Raw genomic sequence first — 17,723 nt, 5'->3', positions numbered from 1 at the left:
GCCTCTTACGGCGCCGCGAAACGCCGGCTCAGGCGCCACATCAGGAAGCTCAGCAGCACGCCGACGGCCGCGCCGCAGGCCAGCTTGAACGCGCTGCCGAACAGCAGCGGCGCCACCAGGCCGGACACCAGCGCGAAGGACATCATCTGGATGAAGCCGACCATCGAGGCCGCCAGGCCGCGGTTGTGCGGGAACAGTCCCATCGCGGTCAGCTGGATGCCCGGCATGGCCACGGCCAGGCCGAAGGTGAACACGGCCAGCGGCAGCACCGCCCAGGGCACGCTGGCCGGGAACAGCGCGTTGTAGCCGACGTTCAGGATTGATGCCACCGCCATCACGGCGTAACCGGTCCACAGCAGTCGTCCCGGCGGCGCCTTGTGGGCGCGCTTGCCGCCCCAGGCCGAACCCACCACCATGCCGCCGATCAGCGGGATGAACATCCAGGCGAAGGCCGTCTCCGGCAGGCCCAGGATCTCCATCACGAAGTTGGCCGCCGCGCCGATGTACAGCGACAGGCCGCCGAACACCAGGCCGAGCGCCAGCGACAGCATCACGAACTGCGGGTTGCGCAGCACCATGAAATAGTTGCGCGAGATCGTCACCGGATGGAAGACCTGGCGTTTCTCACGCGGCAGGCTTTCCGGCAGCATGCGCAGCACCAGCAGGATCATCGCGGCGCCGAACAGCGCCAGGAAGATGAAGCTCGAGCGCCAGCCGAAGCTCACGTGCAGCCAGCCGCCCAGCACCGGCGCAATGGCCGGCGCCAGGCCGAACACCATCATGATGTGCGACATCATCTTCTGCGCCTGCGCGCCTTCGAAGCGGTCCTGCACGATGGCCTGGCCGATCACCGAACCGGCGCCGGCCGACAGGCCCTGCAGCGCGCGGAAGGCCAGCAGCCAGCCGAAGGTCGGGGCAAACGCCGCGCCGACCGAGGCCAGCGTGTACACCGCCAGCGCACCCAGGATCACCGGGCGGCGCCCGAAGGAATCCGACAGCGTCCCGTAGAACAGCATCATCAGCGCAAAGGTGAACAGGAACACGCTCAGGGTCTGCTGCACCGCCACCGGCCCGACGCCGAAATCGACCCCGATGGCGGGCATCGAAGGCAGATAGGTGTCGATCGCGAGGGCCCCCGTCATGCCGAGGCAGGCGAGGATGGTGGTGAGGAGTCGTTGCATGGGAGTGCCTTGTGAAAGACCGGCACTGCGGGAGCAAGCGTCCGGAGGGGACGCAATTGTACTGGGTTTCTATAAAACAAATCGGCGCCCCTCCAAAACTGGAAGAGGCGCCGACGACAGCACCAGGGGTCAGGTCTGACATCGAGACACGGACTCGTGCGTAGCACTGTGGTAGCGCTCAGTCCGTGTCCGAGTGTCAGACCTGACCCCGGTTTGTTGACCCCGGTTTGTTGGGCGATCAGCGCAGCGACTGGCCGAAGCGCTCGGTGCGCGGCATCCAGTTGCCCTGGTAGTCGGCCGAGACCAGGATGCGCTCGGCGCGCCCGATCAGCAGGTGGCGCGGGACGAAGCCGATGTAGCGCGAATCGGCGCTGTTGTCGCGGTTATCGCCCAGCATCAGGTAGGCGTCCTGCGGCACGGTGACCGGCCCGAAATCGCGCATCACCATGCGCTGCGGCAGCACCTGGATGCGGTGGCGGCGCCCGTCGACCACTTCCTCCATGCGCAGCGCATCCATGACGCGGCCCTCGTCAGTCGTTTCCTGCACCACTTCCTCGAGCGCGTACTGCGACTGGACGCCGTTGATGACCAGGCGCTCGTTGCGCATCTCGACGCGGTCGCCCGGCAGCGCCAGGACGCGCTTGATCAGGCGGGTGCCGTCCGCCGGCGATGAGAAAGTGACCACGTCGCCGCGCTGCGGCTCGCCGGTGCGCGCGATCACGAGGTCGGTCAGCGGGAGCTTGACGTTATAGGCCAGCCGGTTCACGAACACCACGTCCCCTTCCAGCAGGTTGGGCCGCATGGAAGCGGAGGGAATCGGGTTCCAGTCGGCCACCGCGGTGCGGAACACGCCGAACAAAAGCATGAACAACAGGAAACCCTTGTTGGCGCGCACGAACGCTTTCATCTCGCAATGCTCCTCTTGTTATGATGAACGATGAGAAGCTTTATACGCGCTCAGCCTTTAAGCATGCTTAAACGTCAAGCGCCGCCAGGCCGAGGTGCGCGTGTAACAACATTGTCATATTCGCCAACTACACTGCCTGCGCCGAGACTACGACGCAGACCCATGGATATGAAACACAAGGCCCAGGAAGCCGAGGCCAGGAGCATTCCCGAAGGCGGCGCCTTCCTGAACCGCGAACTGTCGCTGCTCGAGTTCAACCGTCGGGTATTGGCCCAGGCCGAGGACCCCACCATTCCGCTGCTCGAGCGGCTGCGCTTTCTGACCATTGTGTCGGGCAACCTCGACGAATTCTTCGAGGTGCGCGTGGCCAGTCTGCTGGCCCAGCACCAGATGGAGGCCGGCCACAACGGCATTCCCCATGCGCTGGCCAGCACCCTGGAGCGCGCCAGCCTCGAGTGCCGTTCGTTGATCGAGCGCCAGTACAAGCTGTTCAACCACGAGATCCTGCCGCTCCTGTCCGAGAACGGCATCCACATGCTGCGGCGGGGCGAGCGCAATGCCGCCCAGCGCGCCTGGGTCAAGCAATTCTTCGACCGCGAGGTGCGCCCGCTGCTGACCCCGATCGGGCTCGACCCGGCCCACCCTTTCCCGCGCGTGGTCAATAAGAGCCTGAACTTCATCGTCGAACTGGCGGGCAAGGACGCGTTCGGGCGCGGCACCGGCATCGCCATCATGAAGGCGCCGCGCGTGCTGCCGCGCGTGATCCGCCTGCCGGCCGAACTGTCGGACAAGAAGGGCGAGTCCTACTGCCTGCTGTCCTCGGTGATCCAGGCCCACCTGGCCGACCTGTTCACCGGCCGCGAGGTGCTCTCGTATTCGCAGTTCCGCGTGACCCGCAACAGCGACCTGTGGGTCGACGAGGACGAGGTCAAGAACCTGCGCCAGGCCTTGCAGAGCGAACTGCACAGCCGCAACTACGGCTTCGCGGTGCGCCTGGAAGTGGGCCGCGCCTGCCCGCCGCACCTGTCGAACTTCCTGCTGGACCAGTTCGGGATCGACCCCTCGCGCCTGTTCGCGGTGGACGGCCCGGTGAACCTCGGGCGCATGCTGGAAATCGCCAACACGCACGACAAGTCGGAACTGAAGTTCACCCCCTTCACGCCGGGTTTTCCGGCCAAGCTGGTGGGTCCCGACATCTTCGCCGTGCTGCGCAAGGGAGACGTGCTGCTGCACCATCCCTTCGAATCCTTCCAGCCGGTGATCGAATTCATCCAGTCGGCCGCGAACGACCCCTGCGTGGCGGCGATCAAGCAGACCATCTACCGCGCCGGCATGAATTCCGACCTGATGGAAGCCCTGATCGCCGCCGCGCGGCGCGGCAAGGAAGTCACCGTCATCGTCGAACTGATGGCGCGCTTCGACGAGGAGGCCAACATCAACTGGGCCGAGCGCCTGGAGCAGGCCGGCGCCCAGGTGGTGTACGGCGTGGTCGGCCTGAAGACCCACGCCAAACTGGCGCTGGTGCTGCGCCGCGAAGACAATAGCCTGCGGCGCTACGCCCACCTGGGCACCGGCAACTACAACTCGACCACCGCCAAGTTCTACACCGACTTCGGCCTGCTCACCTGCGACGACGAGATCACCGCCGACGTCAACGAGGTCTTCATCCACCTCACCAGCCTGACGCGCCCGAAGCAGCTCACCAGCCTGTGGCTGGCGCCCTTCTCGCTGCAGAAGGAAATCGTGCGCGCCATCCGCGACGAGGCCGCGATCGCACGCGCCGGCAAGCCGGCGCGCATCATCGCCAAGATGAACTCGCTCACCGACGAGTCGGTCATCCGGGCGCTGTACGAAGCCTCGCAGGCCGGCGTGCGCATCGACCTGATCGTGCGCGGCGCGTGCTCGCTGCGGCCCGGCGTGAAGGGCTTGAGCGAGACCATCCGGGTGCGCTCGATCGTCGGCCGCTTCCTCGAGCACACGCGCATCTTCTACTTCCGCAACAACCTCAAGCACGACATCTACCTGTCGAGCGCCGACTGGATGAACCGCAACCTGTTCCGGCGCGTGGAAGTGGCCTTCCCGATCCGTTCGCCCGCGCTCAAGCGCCGCGTGCTGCGCGAAGGCCTGCATCCCTACCTGAAGGACAATGTCAACGCCTGGGAACTGGGCAGCGACGGGCGTTATCGCCGCAAGAAGGCACGCGGCGGCCAGAAGGCGCTCAGCGCACAGCAAGACCTGATGGAGACGCTCGGCGCGGGCCTTCATTCCAACAAGGAGAACGAGCATGGACCTGATCCTGTGGCGCCACGCCGAGGCTGAAGCGCACGTCGCCGAGGGCGATGCCGAGGGCGACTTGCGGCGCGCACTGACGCCGAAGGGCAAGCGCCACGCCGCGCGCGTCGGCGCCTGGCTGCACCGCCAGCTGCCGGAGGACCTGCGGGTGCTGAGCAGCCCGGCCAGGCGCTGCGTGCAGACGGTGGAAGCGCTGGGGCGCAACTACAAGCTGGTGGATACCCTCGCGCCGGATTCGGACGCGGAAGCGATCATCGAAGCGGCCGGCTGGCCCGAGCACCGCCAGCCAGTGCTGATCGTCGGCCACCAGCCGCTGCTGGGACAGGTGGCCTCATTGGTGCTGTGCGGCGGGAAGCAGGACTGGCGCATCCGCAAGGCGGGGGTGTTCTGGATCACCCACAAGAACAGCGATGGGATTCCTTACGTGAAGCTGGTCGTCGGACCGGATTTCATAGGCCAGCTGCGCTGACCACGGTTTTTCGTAGGGTGGGCGGGTCTCCCGCCCACGCGTTCAAATCACGGTACCGCAGCCTGCGCGACTATTCAAATTTCAGCTATCGCCGCGTGGGCGGGGAACCCGCCCACCCTACGGTGTCAGGTAACAGTCAAACTACCCTTGCCTGGAACGGGATTCCGACCTCGTTCCACGCCCCCTCTTCCTTCTGCAGCCACGGCCCCAGCGTCGGATGCTTCTCCAGCAGCGCAGCCGGCAGTTCCAGCTCGATGCGCTGCCGCATGCGCATGTTCAGGCCCGCCAGGTCCTCGTCCGCGCGCGCATGCATGAATACCACCGCCATGCGCAGCGCCAGCACCGCCTTGGCCACGTCGGCCTCGCCCAGGGCCTCGCGGATCTTGCGCAGGTTGCCCTTCTGCCCCAGGATCAGCCTGGCCATCAGGCGCTGCTCGCGCGTGGTAAAGCCCGGCAGGTCGGCGTGTTCGACGATGTAGGCGCCGTGCTTGTGCGCCCCCGTCATCGAGATCTGCAGGCCGACTTCGTGCAGCATGGCGCTCCAGCACAGGTAGTGCTGCGCGTCCGTGGGGCTCAGCTTTTCGTACAGTAGCGAGGCGATCTTCGCGGTGCGCAGCGCGCGCTGGCTGTCCACGCCGAAGCGGCGCATGCAGGCGCGGATGGCGGCGTCGCGGCGGTCGCGCCGGTTGGCGCGCAGCTCCAGGTCGGACAGCACGCCCAGGCGCAGGCCGGCGTTGATCGCGGTGAGCTGCTGCACGCCGAGTTCCTGCATCACCCCGATCAGGACCGTGAGGCCGCCCACCATCACCGGCACCCTCTCCTTCTTGACGCCCGGCAAAGTGAAATCGTCGACGTGGCCCAGCGCTAGCAGGATGTCACGCAGCGCGTGCAGGCTGGCCTGCGACATGGATCCGTCGCCGATGCCGTTCCTGCTGATGACCTCGTTGATGGCGCGCATGGTGCCGGACGAGCCATAGGCCGCATCCCAGCCCTGCGCCTTGTACAGGTCGGCGGCATCCTCGAAGCGGGCGCGCGCCTCGGTGACGGCGGCGTCGAAGGCCTGCGGCGTGATGCGGCCGTCCGCGAAGAAGGCGGCGGTCTGCGGGTGGGTGCCGATGCCGAAGGATTCGACCAGGCTGATCTCGGGGCCGATGGCGGCGATGACTTCGGTCGAGCCGCCGCCGATGTCGATCACCAGCCGGCGCTCGTCCGGCTTGTCGATGGCGCGCGCCACGCCCATGTAGATCAGGCGCCCTTCTTCCTCGCCCGAAATCACTTCGATCGGATAACCGATGGCCGCCTCCAGCTGGGGCAGCAGCTGCTCGGCGTTGCGCGCCACGCGCAGGGTGTTGGTGGCGACCACGCGCACCGCGTCCAGCGTGTATTCGTCCAGGATGGCGCGAAAGTCCTGCAGGGTCTTCACCGCGCTGCGGATGGCGGGTTCAAGGAGCATGTTGTCCTGGTCCAGGCCCGCGGCCAGGCGGATCGGGTCGCGCGCGGTGCGCACGATGTGCATGCGCCCGCCCGCGGGCTCGCCGATGTGGAGCCGGAAGCTGTTGGACCCCAGGTCCACTGCTGCAAACATAGGCGCTCTTTCGCTGTGGTTGTTGGCGAAGTATACAGCCTTGGCGCGCTTGAGGCAGCCCTAGCGGCGCGCGCGCGGGCGGCGCAGCGCGTACCAGGCGCCCACTGCGACCGGCGTGCCCAGGCTCACTGCCGAAACCAGGTCCCAGATGCCGTCGCCCAGCAGGGCCGGGACCAGGCCGATGACGGTCAGGATGGCCAGCAGGACCGGCATGGCCCAGATCTGGGTACGGGTACGGATCATGACGCCTCCGTCGAGCGCGCCAGTGCCGGCTCGGCCACGCTGGCCTTGCCCGCTTGGGCGACCCGGGTCTTGCGGCTGCGCTTGAGCCACAGGTAGAGGCCACTGCCCAGGATGATGATGGTGGCGATGTCGAGCAAGGCCCACAGCAGCTTCATGGCCTGGCCGCCGTAGTCGCCGAAGTGCAGCGGCTGCGACAGCAGCAGCGCCGTCAGGTACCAGGGCAGCTCGCGGCGGTCGGTGATCTCGCCGGTGGCGGCGTCGATCAGCACCGGCTTGTACAGGCGCGAGCTGAAGGCCTCTTCGCCACGCATGAAGATACCGTAGTGGTGCGGGCTGCTGAAGGGCGTACCCGGGAAGGCCACGAACGCGACCTTCATGCCCGGCTCGGCGGTTTCCGCACGCACGATGGCCTCGTGGATCGAGGACATCTTCGTGACCTGCGGCTGGCCCTCGTAGGGCTTGAGCATCACGGCCAGTTCGTTGTTCTGCCAGTACTTGAGCAGCAGGTCGGCCCAGGTGTTGACCATGCCGGTGGCGCCCACCACGAAGACCCAGACCATGGTGACGATGCCGAGCAGGTTGTGCAGGTCGAGCCACTTGATGACGCGGCTGCGCTCGCGGCGCACCTCGCCGAAATCGAGCTTGCGCATGAAGGGCGCGTACAGCACCACGCCGCTGACGACGGCGACGATCAGGAGGAAGCCCATGAAACCGAGGAACAGCTGGCCATACAGGCCGGCGAACAGGTCGACGTGCAGGCGCAGCATGGTCGACATGAAGGCGCCGCCTTCGAAGGCCGGTTCGGTAATGACCTTGGTGGTACGGGCGTCGACCGCGATCGGCTTGTAGTGCTCGTCGTTCGGATGGTCGCCCAGGGTGACGTTCCAAATCGCCGGTTCGTCGATTTCCTGCGACATGTACATCGCAATCTTGTTGGGGTAGAGCTCCTTGGCCGAGGCCAGTACGGCGTCGATGTTGCCGCGTGGGGTGTCGACGGGCATGGCGGGCGCCTCGACGTCGGTGCCGAGCAGGTGGCCGATCTCGTGGTGGTAGATCAGCGGCAGGCCCGTCAGGCAGAGCAGCAGCATGAAGACGGTACAAACCAGGCTGCTCCATTTATGGATCCAGCTCCAGAGGCGCAGCTTATTTGGCGACATAGGTGGGTGATATCGGACGTCGGAATCGACAAGTTCGGCAAATAATAATCGTTCTCATTTACACGCGCAAGCCAAAACGGATAGAATGACAATCATTCTCATTAAGAAAACCGAGCCCCACCGATGAAACTGTTCCGCCTGACTCCGATCGCCCTCGCCGCTGCGGCCTTTGCCGCGCAAGCACAAGACACCAGCTCCGAACCTGTCGCCACCGTCGTCGTCACCGCCTCGGCCGACGCATCCAGCCAGGGCTTGAGCTCCGCCTACGCCGGCGGCCAGGTCGCGCGCGGGGGGCGCCTGGGCCTGCTGGGCAACGTCGACATCATGGACACCCCCTTCAATTCCATGAACTACACCCAGGCGCTGATCCAGGACCAGCAGGCGCGCAGCGTGGCCGACGTGGTGCAGAACGACCCCTCGGTGCGGGTGGCGCGCGGCTTCGGCAACTACCAGGAGCTGTACGTGATCCGCGGCTTCGCCGTCAACTCGGACGACCTGGCCTACAACGGCCTGTACGGCCTGCTGCCGCGCCAGTTCGTGGCCTCGGAACTGCTCGAACGCGTCGAAGTGCTGCGCGGCGCGAACAGCTTCGTGAACGGCGCCGCGCCGGGCGGCGGCGGCATCGGCGGCGCCATCAACCTGCTGCCCAAGCGCGCGCCGAACGCGCCGCTGACCCAGCTGACGGTGGGCGTCGAGACCGGCGGCCAGGCCTATGTGGCGACCGACTTCGCGAACCGCTTCGGCCTTGACGGCCGCCTGGGCGTGCGCGTGAATGCGGTGCGCCGCGAGGGCGACACCGCGATCGACCGCGAGAACCGCGAACTGAGCCTGTACTCGGTGGGCGTGGATTACCGCGGACGCGGCTACCGCCTGTCGGCCGACGTCGGCCACCAGGACCACCAGCTGCGCGGCGCGCGCCCGAGCGTGACGATGGCGGCCGGCGTGCCGATCATCGCGGCGCCAAGCAGCGACAGCAACTACGCCCAGCCCTGGACCTATTCCGGGGAACGCGACACCTTCGGCACCCTGCGCGGCGAAGTCGACCTGCCGGGCGGCGCGGTGGCCTGGGCCGCGCTCGGCATGCGCAGCGGCATTGAGTCCAACATCATCTCCTCGCCGACCGTCACCAACGCGGGCGGCGACGCCACCATGACCCGCTTCGACAACGCGCGCGAAGACAAGGTGCGTACCGGCGAAATCGGCGCGCGCACCGAGCTGAAAACCGGTGCGGTCTCGCACAAGCTGAGCGCCTCGCTGTCGGGCTTCCATTCGGAGTCGAAGAACGCCTACGGCATGAGCGACTTCGCGGGCTTCGCCTCGAACATCTATCGTCCGCTCGACGCGCAAGCACCGTCGAGCGGCTTCTTCACCGGCGGGAACATGAACAACCCGCTCCTGACCAGCAAGGCGATCCTGTCGAGCTTTGCCGTGGCCGATACCCTGGGCTTCATGGACGAGCGCCTGCTCGTGACCGTGGGTGCGCGCCACCAGACCATCAAGTCCTTCGGCTACGACTACGACACCGGCGCACCGAACGCGCGCTACGACGAAAGCGACGTGACGCCGGTGGCGGGCATCGTCTACAAGCCCATGAAAGGCGTGTCGGTCTACGCCAACTACAGCGAGGCGCTGCAGCAGGGCCCGGTGGCGGCGGGCACCGACATCGTCAACCAGGGCGAGGTGTTCGCTCCCTTCGTCTCGCGCCAGAAGGAAGTCGGCGTCAAATACGACAGCGGCAAATTCGGCATGACGGCGGCCGTGTTCGCAACCTCCCAGCCGAGCGCCTACGTCCAGGACCGCCGCTTCGGCGTGTTCGGCGAGCAGCGCAACCGCGGCCTGGAGCTGAGCGTGTTCGGCACCCCGGCACGCGGCCTGCGCCTGCTGGGCGGTCTCACCCTGCTGGAAGCCGAGCAGCGCCAGACCGCCGGCGGCGTCAACGAGGGCAAGGATGCGATCGGCGTGCCGGGCACCCAGCTGAACCTCGGCGCCGAATGGGAAGTGCCTGGCGTGCAGGGCCTGTCGCTCAATGCGCGCGCCCTGTACACCGCGACCCAGTACGCGGATGCGGCCAACACCCAGAAGCTGCCTTCGTGGTCGCGCCTGGACATCGGGGCGAACTACCTGATGCGCTTCATGGACCGCGACGTGACCCTGCGTGCGCGCATCGACAACGTCACGGACAAGAACTACTGGGCGTCGGCGGGCGGCTATCCGGGCTTCGGCTACTTGGTGCAGGGCGCGCCGCGCAGCGTGGTGGTGTCGGCGACGGTCGATTTCTGAGCGCCGCCGAACGGCCCGTCAGAAGCGGACCTTGAGGTAGGCGGAAGGTCCGGTCAGTTTCAGGTCGAGGTCGGCGCTGCGTTCGCCGTTGCGATGCAGGTCGATCTTCTGGATGCCGTAGTCGAGCACCAGGCCGACGTTCTTCGCCGCCATCCATTCGATGCCCGCGGCAGCGTTGACCACATGGCCCTCGACGCTGCCGCCATTGCGCTTGACCCCGCCCGCCTCGGCATACAGGCGCACCCTGTCGTTCAGTGCGTGGCGCCATGCCAGCTCGATGGTCGGCGCCCACACGCTGTCGCTGGCGGAACCGGACCCGCTCCAGCTGTAGGTTTCGAGCGGCGCTTCGGCGCGCAGGTCGGCCTCGGCCGTCGCCGAGATCTTGGCGCGCAGGTGGGCGGCGCCCAGGCCGATCCCGAAGGCATTCCTGTCCGAACCGAACCAGTATTTGTAGGCCAGGCGCGCCATCTCGATGCGCAGCTTGGCATCCGCGCGGATGCTGCCGCTGACCGGGCGGCCTTCGTAGACCGTGGCGCCGCTCGGCGCGGCCGCGTAGTCCTCGTTGAAGCGCCAGTAGTCGAACGATGCGCCATGGCGCTCGCCAAACAGCAGTTCGGCTTTCACGCGCGGCAGGGTGCCGTCGCCGAGCTTCTCGTCAGGCGTGTCGACGCGGCCGTAGCGGGTGTCGCCGCCGAGGCGGATCTCGGGTTCGGCATGGAAGGCGCCGACCGACAGGCTCATGCGATCGAGCGCCGGCGACTGCTGCGCCTGGGCCATGCCGGCGGCGGCCGCGCCGAGCAGGATGGCGCCTTTCAGGAAGTTGACGGATACGACGGACGTGCGTAATGCAGGGCGAGACATGGATACTCCGATCATCAAGGGTGTGTTCAGAAATGTCCGCCAGACCATGTCTAGCGCGACAACACCTTGATTATCGCAGTTATCAAAATATTATCCCGCACGATTGACGAATCTTGATTCTATAAATACACGGCGCCGCTAGTGCGGCAGCTTCCGGCCACGGGCAGCGAGACCTCGGCGACGGTGCCCTGCCCGTCAGGCTTGCGATGCAGGCTGATCGACGCGCCATGCTGGCCGGCGATTTCCTTGACGATCGCGAGACCCAGCCCATGTCCACCGGGCGCCGCTCCTGGCGAACGGTAGTATGGCGTGAACAGTTTGTTCATTTCCCCGGCCGGAATCGGGCGTCCGTCGTTCGCCACCGAGACCAGCGCGCGGTCGGCCCGCCGCGCCAGCCGCACCTCGATCTCGCCGTCCGGCGCGCCGTGGACCGAGGCGTTGTCGATCAGGTTCTGCAGCAGGCGCCGCAGCTGCGAGGGCTCGCCCCACACATGCACGTCCTGCTCCGCGTCCAGGCTGATGCCCTGCCCGCGTCGCTCGAGCAGCGGATCGAGCGTTCCGATCACATCATGGCAGACCTCCAGCAGGGAGACCTGCTGCGGCGCGTAGTCGTCGCTGCGGGCGCTGATGCGGCTCAGGGTCAGGAGCTGCTCGGCCAGCTTGCTGGTGCGGCGCGCCGCGGCAAGGGCCTGATCGAGCGCTTCGGCGCGCTCGGAATCGGCGGGCGCTCGCACGGCATTCTCGACGTGCAGCTGGACCGCCGCGATCGGCGTGCGGATCTCGTGCGCCGCGGCGTCGATGAACCGTTGTTCGCGTTCGAAAGCGGCCTTGATTCGGTCGAGCAGGCTGTTGAGCTCCTCGATGATCGGCGCCAGCTCGGTCGGCGTCTCCGGCAGGCGCACAGGGTCGAGCGAATCGGGGGTGCGCGCCGCGATGCGCGCGGCGAGCTCCTTGAGGGGGCGCATGCTGCGCACCAGGATCAGGTTCACCGCAATTAGCAACAACAGGCCGCCGCCGATCAGCGGCGCGGTGATCGACATGCCGATGTACTCGGCCAGCTCGCCGCGCACCTCCTCCTTCTCCGCCGTCATCACCCAGATCGCTCCGGAGCGCAGGGCGAAGACTTCCCACAGGGTGTCACCGACCTGGTGAACGCTGAAACCGGCAGCCAGCGGCGCCAGTGCGTCATTCGGCGCCGAGGCGGATTTTGCGAGCAGCACGCCATCGGCGCGCCACACCTGGAAGGCGATCTTGGTCTCGTAGCGGTGTCCGGCGGCCCCGGGGGCGTTGCTGATCGAGGTTTCCAGTTCGGGAGGCAGCGGGATGACGAGCGGCTGCGACAGGGTCGCCGTCGACAATTGCTGCGCCACCAGCGCCTCCAGCACCCGCGCCGAGGTGGCCAGGCGCGCGCTGAACAGCTCTTCGGATTCGTGTCGCGCCACCAGCTGGGCGGCCACGCCGATGCCGCCGAACACCAGCACGATGCAGACCAGCGTGGCGACGACCAGGCGGCGCCGGCCGGAATAGGTGCGCGTCCTCATGCGCCGACGTCGCCCAGGCGGTAGCCCACCCCGCGGATGGTCTTGATCGCCGCCGGGGCGAGCTTCTTGCGCAGGTGGTGGACGTGCACGTCGATGGTGTTGCTCTCGGCGCCCTCACCCCAGCCATACAGGGACTCTTCCAGCTGCGCCCGATTGAATACGCGCAGCGGGTTCTCGGCGAGCTGCTTGAGCAGCATGAACTCGAGGCGCTGCAGCTCGACCGGCTGGCCGTGCCATGACGCGCGCAGGCTGTCCTCTTCCAGCACCAGGGCGCCGCGCTCGATCCGGTTCACCGGTCGTCCGCCGTGGCGTCGCAGCAGCACGCGCAGGCGCGCCAGCAGCTCGTCCAGCTCGAAGGGCTTGACCAGGTAGTCGTCGGCCCCGAGGTCCAGGCCATGGACCCGGTCGCGCATCGCGTCGCGCGCCGACAGGATCAGGACCGGCACGCCGTTGCCGCTGGCACGCACCCGCTCCAGCACCCGGGTGCCGTCGAGGTCGGGCAGGCCGAGGTCGAGCACCGCCAGGTCGAAGGCATTGTCGCGCAGCGCCGCCACCGCGGAAGCGCCGTCGCGCACGTGTTCGACCGTGTAATGCGCGCGGCGCAGCGCCACCAGCAGCCCGTTGGCGAGCAGCGCATCGTCTTCGACCAGCAGCAACCTCAAGATAGCCGTCCTTCCCGTGTATCAGTCACTTCTTCCCTTCCGCAATCTTGTTCAACAACTCCCTGATTTCCCCGCGCCGGCCCTCGTCGGCCACCTTGCGGCCCGGGCGCGCCGGCGCCTGCAAGGCCTTGCGTAGGTACCGCTCGGCGCCGCTGTAGTCGCCCTGGCGCAGCAGGTAGTCGCCGTAAAAATAGTTCGGATCGATCCCGTCCGGATTCACCGCCAGGCCTTTCTTGAGGAACTCCTCCGCCTTGGTCTTGTCGCCGAAGCCGATCGGCCAGCCCGGCACCTGGTAATACAGCGAACCGAGGCTGGTGTAGGCCGAGCCGTTGAGCGCGTTCGGATCGAGCGCCAGCGCCTGTTCCAGCGACTTCCTCGCGTTCTTGACGTACTTTAACGCGCCGAGGCCGCCCTTGGCGCCGGCATAGGTGGACTCGACGATCGCGTACCAGATCAGCACGTCGGCATTGCCGAGATTGCGCGCCGCCATCTGCTCGCTGTCGGCCAGCAGGCGCGCGAACTCGGCTTCCTGGCGCGTTGCGGGCGTTCCATACTTGATCTGTTCCCAGCCCTGCTGCATGCGCGCGACATCCTCGGCCGGTCCGGCCCAGGCACTGCCGGCCAGCAGCGCGGCGGCCGCGAAGGCCGCGATCCATCGATATACGGTGTTCATCATCTTCTCCTTTGTACTTCGCTTATGTTATCGGGGCAAGTATTTTCGAATCTGGACCAGCTGCTTGCGGATCGCCTTGTCGGGTATGCCGGGCAGCAGCTTGTTAACCAGGACGAAGAAGCGTTCCGCCGCGCCCAGGGTACGGGTCGCGGCACTGCCCGCGAGGAAGGCCATGAAGGCATCCGCCACCGCTTCGGGCGAATCCTGCGCGGTGCGCAAGGCCTGGTTCATGTCGTTGACAGCGGCGCTGTTGATCGCGGTGCGGGTGGCGCGCGGCGAGAAATGGCGCACCGTGACCGTCGAATCGGCGTACTCGCGCCGCAGCGCTTGCGAAAAGCCGGCCAGGCCGGCCTTGGCGGCGCCGTAGGCGGCGAAGCCCGGAAAGCCGAGCGCGCCGAACACCGAACCGATGTTGATCACCTGGGCCCGCGGCGCCGCACCCAGCAGCGGCAACAGTTCGCGCGTGAGCAGCATCGGCGCCAGCAGGTTGGTCTCGACCTGGGCGCGGATGGCGGCGGGATCCTGGGTCTCGAAGGCGTGGAAGCCGCTCACGCCGGCGTTGTTGATCAACAGGTCGATCCCGCCGCTGGCGCGCGCGGTGGCGACGATGGCGCTCGCGGTATGGGGATCGCACAGGTCGCCGCAGACGATCTGGACGTCGCAGCCGCGCAGCTGCGCCGCCAGGGTCTCGAGCGCCTGGCGCTGGCGTCCCACCAGGATCAGGAGCGCGCACTGCGGTGCCAGGCGGGCAGCGATCGCGGCGCCGATGCCGCCGCTGGCGCCGGTGAGGACGGCGCGGTAGCGCCCGGGTTGCGGTGACCGCGCCATCTCAGGCCGCCTTCCCGAACAGCGCCTCGCCGCGCGGCAGGCTGCGGAACACGTTGCCGTACAGCGCGTACATCATGCGCGCCATGTGGACCACCGCCGCACGGTCGGCCTTGTCCTCGAGCCGGTTCATCAACGTTTCGAAGAAGGCCACGTGCTCGAGGTCCAGGCTACCGTGCGAACTCAGGTAACTGAAGGCTTCCGGCGGCAGCGACAGCGCGGTCTGGATCGTGCCCGCTGCGTGGGTGGCCAGCGCGGTGCTGGTTCCTTCCAGCACGTGCACCATCCCGAAGAAGCCGACCGGGTTGCCGCGGTCCACCTGGTGGTAGGCATAGGCCACCATCAGCTCGGTGCTCGGGTGCGGACGGGCGCGGCGCACCGCCTCGGCGTCGCCGCCGCAGGCGCGGATGTCGGACAGGATCCATTCCTGGTGGCCGACTTCCTCCTCGATATATTCGGCGATTGCCTCGCGCAGCCATTCATGGCGCTCGCCGAGGCGGCTGCCGCAGGCCATCAGGAGCGGCACCGTGTGCTTCACGTGGTGGTAGGCCTGCGACAGGAAGGCGATGTACTGGGAGATCACCACCTGGCCCTGGAGCGCGTCCTGGATGATCGGGATGGAAAACATCTCCTGGCGCTCGGCCAGGGTGGCGGATTGCAGTTGGTCGAAAAAGTTCACGTTGAATACTCCGGTTGATCGAACAGGGATGCGATGTCGTGCGCGTGGGCGGCGCGGATCGCGGCGCGGCGCAGGCGCCCGTTGGGGGTAAGCAGGCCCGCCGCCGGCGAAAATGGCGGCACGAGGCGCCAGCGCCGGACCTGCGCGTAGTCCGGCAGCTGCGCGTTGGCGCGGTCGACGGCCTCCTGCAGCTGCGCCGGGCTCAAGCCGGGGCGGGCAGGCACCAGCAGCGCGCCCAAATAAGGCTGGGCCTCGCCGAGCACCATGGCCTGGGCGAACAGGCCGGTGCCGAGCAGCACCGCCTCCGGCCACTCGGGGGAGACGTTACGGCCGTAGCCGGTGATCAGGATGTCCTTCTTGCGGCCGTCGACGAACAGGAAGCCGTCCGCGTCGAGGTGCCCCAGGTCCCCGGTCGCCAGCCAGGGATCGACCTGCACCGGCTGGCCCAGGTAGCGCGCGGCGCAATCCTCGACCAGGATCTCGCCGTCGGCGGCGATGGCGACGCGCCGGTGCGCCAGCGGGCGGCCGACGCTGCCGTCGCGCTGCGCACCCGGCAGGTTCAGCGCCACTACCGACGCGCACTCCGACAGCCCGTAGCCCTCGAACACCGGGAAGCCGCGCGCACGGGCGGCCTCGATCAGCTGCGGCGGCATCTTGCCGCCGCCGACCGCGACGAAACGCAGGCTGGCGATGCGCCGGTCGCCGGGCTCGCTGGCGGCCACCAGCGCCCCCAGCATCTGCGGCACCAGCGTGATGCTGTGCGGCGCATGGCGCGCGATCGCATCGAGGCAGGCGCCGGCATCGAAGCCGCTGGCGCCGCGCATCCCGGTCTCCCGCAAGGGCGGACAGATCGTGGTGGCGCCGCTGAGCAAGGCGGTATACGGGCCGGCCAGGTTCTCCAGCAGCACCGCAAACGGCAGCAGGCACAGGTGGCGTTCCAGTCCCAGCGGCGCGACGCCGTCGCGCAGGGCGCGCGCCACCTCCCATTGCTGCCCGGCGGACAGGCACACGCCCTTCGGCGCCGAGGTGGTGCCGGAGGTGAAGGTCAGCTTCTGCACGCCGTCGAGCGGCGCGGCGCGCGGCGCGCGGCTGCTTTCGCACAGCACCAGCGGGCCGCCGGTATCGCGCACCGTGTCGAAGCCAAGCGCCGCGCCCTGCCCTGGATCGGCGCAGAACAGCGCGCCGATGCCGCTCTCGGCCACGACGTGCGTCCACTGCTGCGGGGTGAAGAACAGGGGCAGCGGCACCAGGGTGAGGCCAAGCGCCTGCGTGGCAAGGTCGACCATCAGCCACTCGGGCGAATTGTCGGCCAGGATGCCCACCGGGGCCCGGGGCCGGGCGCGCGCGCCGAGCGCGGCGCCGATGCGCGCGATGCCCTGCGCAAGCGCGGCGCGGTCGAGCCCGCGCTCGCCGTCACTCAGCAGGATCGCGTGGTCGGGTAGCGAGTCGAGCAAGTTCTGAATATCCATATTGAATGTCGCCAAACATGACTTGTGGGTGGGTGTCGTAGTAGCTGCCCCACTGGCTGCCGCCGTCGGGCAGGCGCGCCGGATCGGCGCAAGCCAGCACCTGCGGGCGCAGCTGGAGGCGGCTGAAGGAGTTGAGCAGGCTGGTGGTGGCGGTGAAGGCCACCACGCGCAGGCCGAGCCCGTGCAGCAGGCTGGTGGTGCCGACGATCAGGGCGCGCGCCGCGCCCGGATGCAGCGCCGCCAGGTTCCCGACCTCGACGATGTCGGTGCGCGCGACCGGACGGCCGAGGCGCGCGCCGATCTCCGCTTCGATCGGACCGTCCAGGTAATGCTCGAGGAAGAGCGGATGGGGTCCGGCCAGCGAATAGCCCAGCGCGGCCGTCCAGGCGCCCTCGGCATCGCGGCAGCCCACCAGGGTGTCGCTGAAGTGGGCGATATGCGCGCCGTAGTTCTTCAGGAAGGCGGCAGCGATGAAGGCCTCGAGCTGCGCGCGTCCCGGATCGCCCCGTTCGTAGCATGCGAGGCTCGTTCGGGGCCGGCGCGGCAGGCGCGGCGGCAGGGCATTGCCTGCCGGTGGTTCAAGGATGTTCATCATGCGTGGCCTGCTTGCTGCTGTTTCAATGGTGCAAGCCTATGCAGCGAACATTAAACCCAGATTAAGCGAACTGCAGTGCAGGAAAGTTCGCTGCAATCATGACAAACAGCAACAAATACTCGCATGGCGATCATGCGGTTCAGTCAAGCGTCGGGAGGTGCTCTTCGTAGGGTGGACGGGTCCCCCGTCCGCGCGTTCAACTACACGTTGATCGGTCTGGAGCGGGGTTTCGACCGTGATTTGGACGCGCGGAAGGCAAAGCCGTCCACCCTACGAACCTTTAACTGAACAGCATTACCTCCTT

General features: G+C 67.6%; 16 protein-coding genes. 3 read left to right on the top strand and 13 right to left on the bottom strand.

Annotation, left to right across the window (positions count from 1 at the left end; genetic code table 11):
• Positions 1-5: 5 nt before the first annotated feature.
• Both ACK6C6_RS09335 and lepB read right to left on the bottom strand, forming a co-directional pair.
• Positions 6-1,181 carry a multidrug effflux MFS transporter gene (locus ACK6C6_RS09335; protein ID WP_409267051.1) on the bottom strand — a complete coding sequence of 392 codons (1,176 nt, stop codon included), beginning with the start codon at positions 1,179-1,181 and terminating at the stop codon, positions 6-8.
• Between the two features lie 238 nt (positions 1,182-1,419).
• A complete protein-coding gene (gene lepB, locus ACK6C6_RS09330; protein WP_409267050.1) occupies positions 1,420-2,088 on the bottom strand; it encodes a signal peptidase I in 669 nt (222 codons plus the stop codon).
• A gap of 162 nt (positions 2,089-2,250) precedes the next feature.
• Here lepB and ppk1 point away from each other — a divergent pair, with 162 nt between their 5' ends.
• Positions 2,251-4,407, top strand: a complete 2,157-nt coding sequence (gene ppk1, locus ACK6C6_RS09325) for a polyphosphate kinase 1 (RefSeq protein ID WP_409267049.1) — start codon at positions 2,251-2,253, stop codon at positions 4,405-4,407.
• Positions 4,373-4,849: a SixA phosphatase family protein gene (locus tag ACK6C6_RS09320; RefSeq protein WP_409267048.1), complete on the top strand. Its 477-nt coding sequence runs from the start codon at positions 4,373-4,375 to the stop codon at positions 4,847-4,849. Before ppk1 ends, ACK6C6_RS09320 begins: the two co-directional genes overlap by 35 nt.
• 136 nt (positions 4,850-4,985) lie before the next feature.
• On the opposite strand, the gene ACK6C6_RS09315 is transcribed toward ACK6C6_RS09320, so the two are convergent.
• The 3 genes from ACK6C6_RS09315 to ACK6C6_RS09305 are packed head-to-tail and all read right to left on the bottom strand — an operon-like array spanning position 4,986 to position 7,834.
• Entirely contained in the window at positions 4,986-6,434 is a 1,449-nt protein-coding gene (locus ACK6C6_RS09315) for a Ppx/GppA family phosphatase (protein WP_409267047.1), read from the bottom strand.
• 60 nt (positions 6,435-6,494) lie between these two features.
• Complete coding sequence (locus ACK6C6_RS09310; protein WP_036217364.1) at positions 6,495-6,677, bottom strand: hypothetical protein; 183 nt, start codon at positions 6,675-6,677, stop codon at positions 6,495-6,497.
• A complete protein-coding gene (locus ACK6C6_RS09305; RefSeq protein ID WP_409267046.1) occupies positions 6,674-7,834 on the bottom strand; it encodes a PepSY-associated TM helix domain-containing protein in 1,161 nt (386 codons plus the stop codon). The genes ACK6C6_RS09310 and ACK6C6_RS09305 overlap by 4 nt, the downstream gene beginning before the upstream one ends.
• A 123-nt stretch (positions 7,835-7,957) precedes the next feature.
• Here ACK6C6_RS09305 and ACK6C6_RS09300 point away from each other — a divergent pair, with 123 nt between their 5' ends.
• Positions 7,958-10,114, top strand: a complete 2,157-nt coding sequence (locus ACK6C6_RS09300) for a TonB-dependent receptor (RefSeq protein WP_409267045.1) — start codon at positions 7,958-7,960, stop codon at positions 10,112-10,114.
• An 18-nt stretch (positions 10,115-10,132) separates the two neighbouring features.
• Here the strand turns inward: ACK6C6_RS09300 and ACK6C6_RS09295 are convergent, their stop codons facing one another.
• From ACK6C6_RS09295 to ACK6C6_RS09260, 8 genes are all read right to left on the bottom strand, one after another.
• The gene (locus ACK6C6_RS09295; protein WP_409267044.1) at positions 10,133-10,975 is read right to left on the bottom strand and encodes a hypothetical protein; all 843 of its coding nucleotides are present in this window, start codon (positions 10,973-10,975) and stop codon (positions 10,133-10,135) included.
• 119 nt (positions 10,976-11,094) lie between these two features.
• Positions 11,095-12,516 carry a HAMP domain-containing sensor histidine kinase gene (locus ACK6C6_RS09290; protein WP_209586406.1) on the bottom strand — a complete coding sequence of 474 codons (1,422 nt, stop codon included), beginning with the start codon at positions 12,514-12,516 and terminating at the stop codon, positions 11,095-11,097.
• Entirely contained in the window at positions 12,513-13,178 is a 666-nt protein-coding gene (locus ACK6C6_RS09285; RefSeq protein ID WP_209586405.1) for a response regulator transcription factor, read from the bottom strand. Before ACK6C6_RS09285 ends, ACK6C6_RS09290 begins: the two co-directional genes overlap by 4 nt.
• A gap of 25 nt (positions 13,179-13,203) precedes the next feature.
• Complete coding sequence (locus tag ACK6C6_RS09280) at positions 13,204-13,854, bottom strand: tetratricopeptide repeat protein (RefSeq protein ID WP_409267043.1); 651 nt, start codon at positions 13,852-13,854, stop codon at positions 13,204-13,206.
• 24 nt (positions 13,855-13,878) lie between these two features.
• Positions 13,879-14,679, bottom strand: a complete 801-nt coding sequence (locus ACK6C6_RS09275) for an SDR family oxidoreductase (RefSeq protein ID WP_409267042.1) — start codon at positions 14,677-14,679, stop codon at positions 13,879-13,881.
• 1 nt (position 14,680) lies between these two features.
• Positions 14,681-15,355 (bottom strand): TenA family transcriptional regulator, encoded by a 675-nt coding sequence (locus ACK6C6_RS09270; protein WP_409267041.1) that lies wholly within the window; start codon positions 15,353-15,355, stop codon positions 14,681-14,683.
• Entirely contained in the window at positions 15,352-16,824 is a 1,473-nt protein-coding gene (locus ACK6C6_RS09265) for an AMP-binding protein (RefSeq protein WP_409267040.1), read from the bottom strand. The genes ACK6C6_RS09270 and ACK6C6_RS09265 overlap by 4 nt, the downstream gene beginning before the upstream one ends.
• Complete coding sequence (locus ACK6C6_RS09260; RefSeq protein ID WP_209586400.1) at positions 16,769-17,419, bottom strand: thermostable hemolysin; 651 nt, start codon at positions 17,417-17,419, stop codon at positions 16,769-16,771. The genes ACK6C6_RS09265 and ACK6C6_RS09260 overlap by 56 nt, the downstream gene beginning before the upstream one ends.
• Between the last annotated feature and the right edge of the window lie 304 nt (positions 17,420-17,723).

This window comes from Massilia sp. BHUDP2, from assembly GCF_046236355.1.
GTDB classification, from domain to species: Bacteria; Pseudomonadota; Gammaproteobacteria; order Burkholderiales; family Burkholderiaceae_D; genus Telluria; species Telluria varians.
Note: the sequence above shows the minus strand (reverse complement) of the source record. Positions and strands in the feature narration are given on the sequence as shown.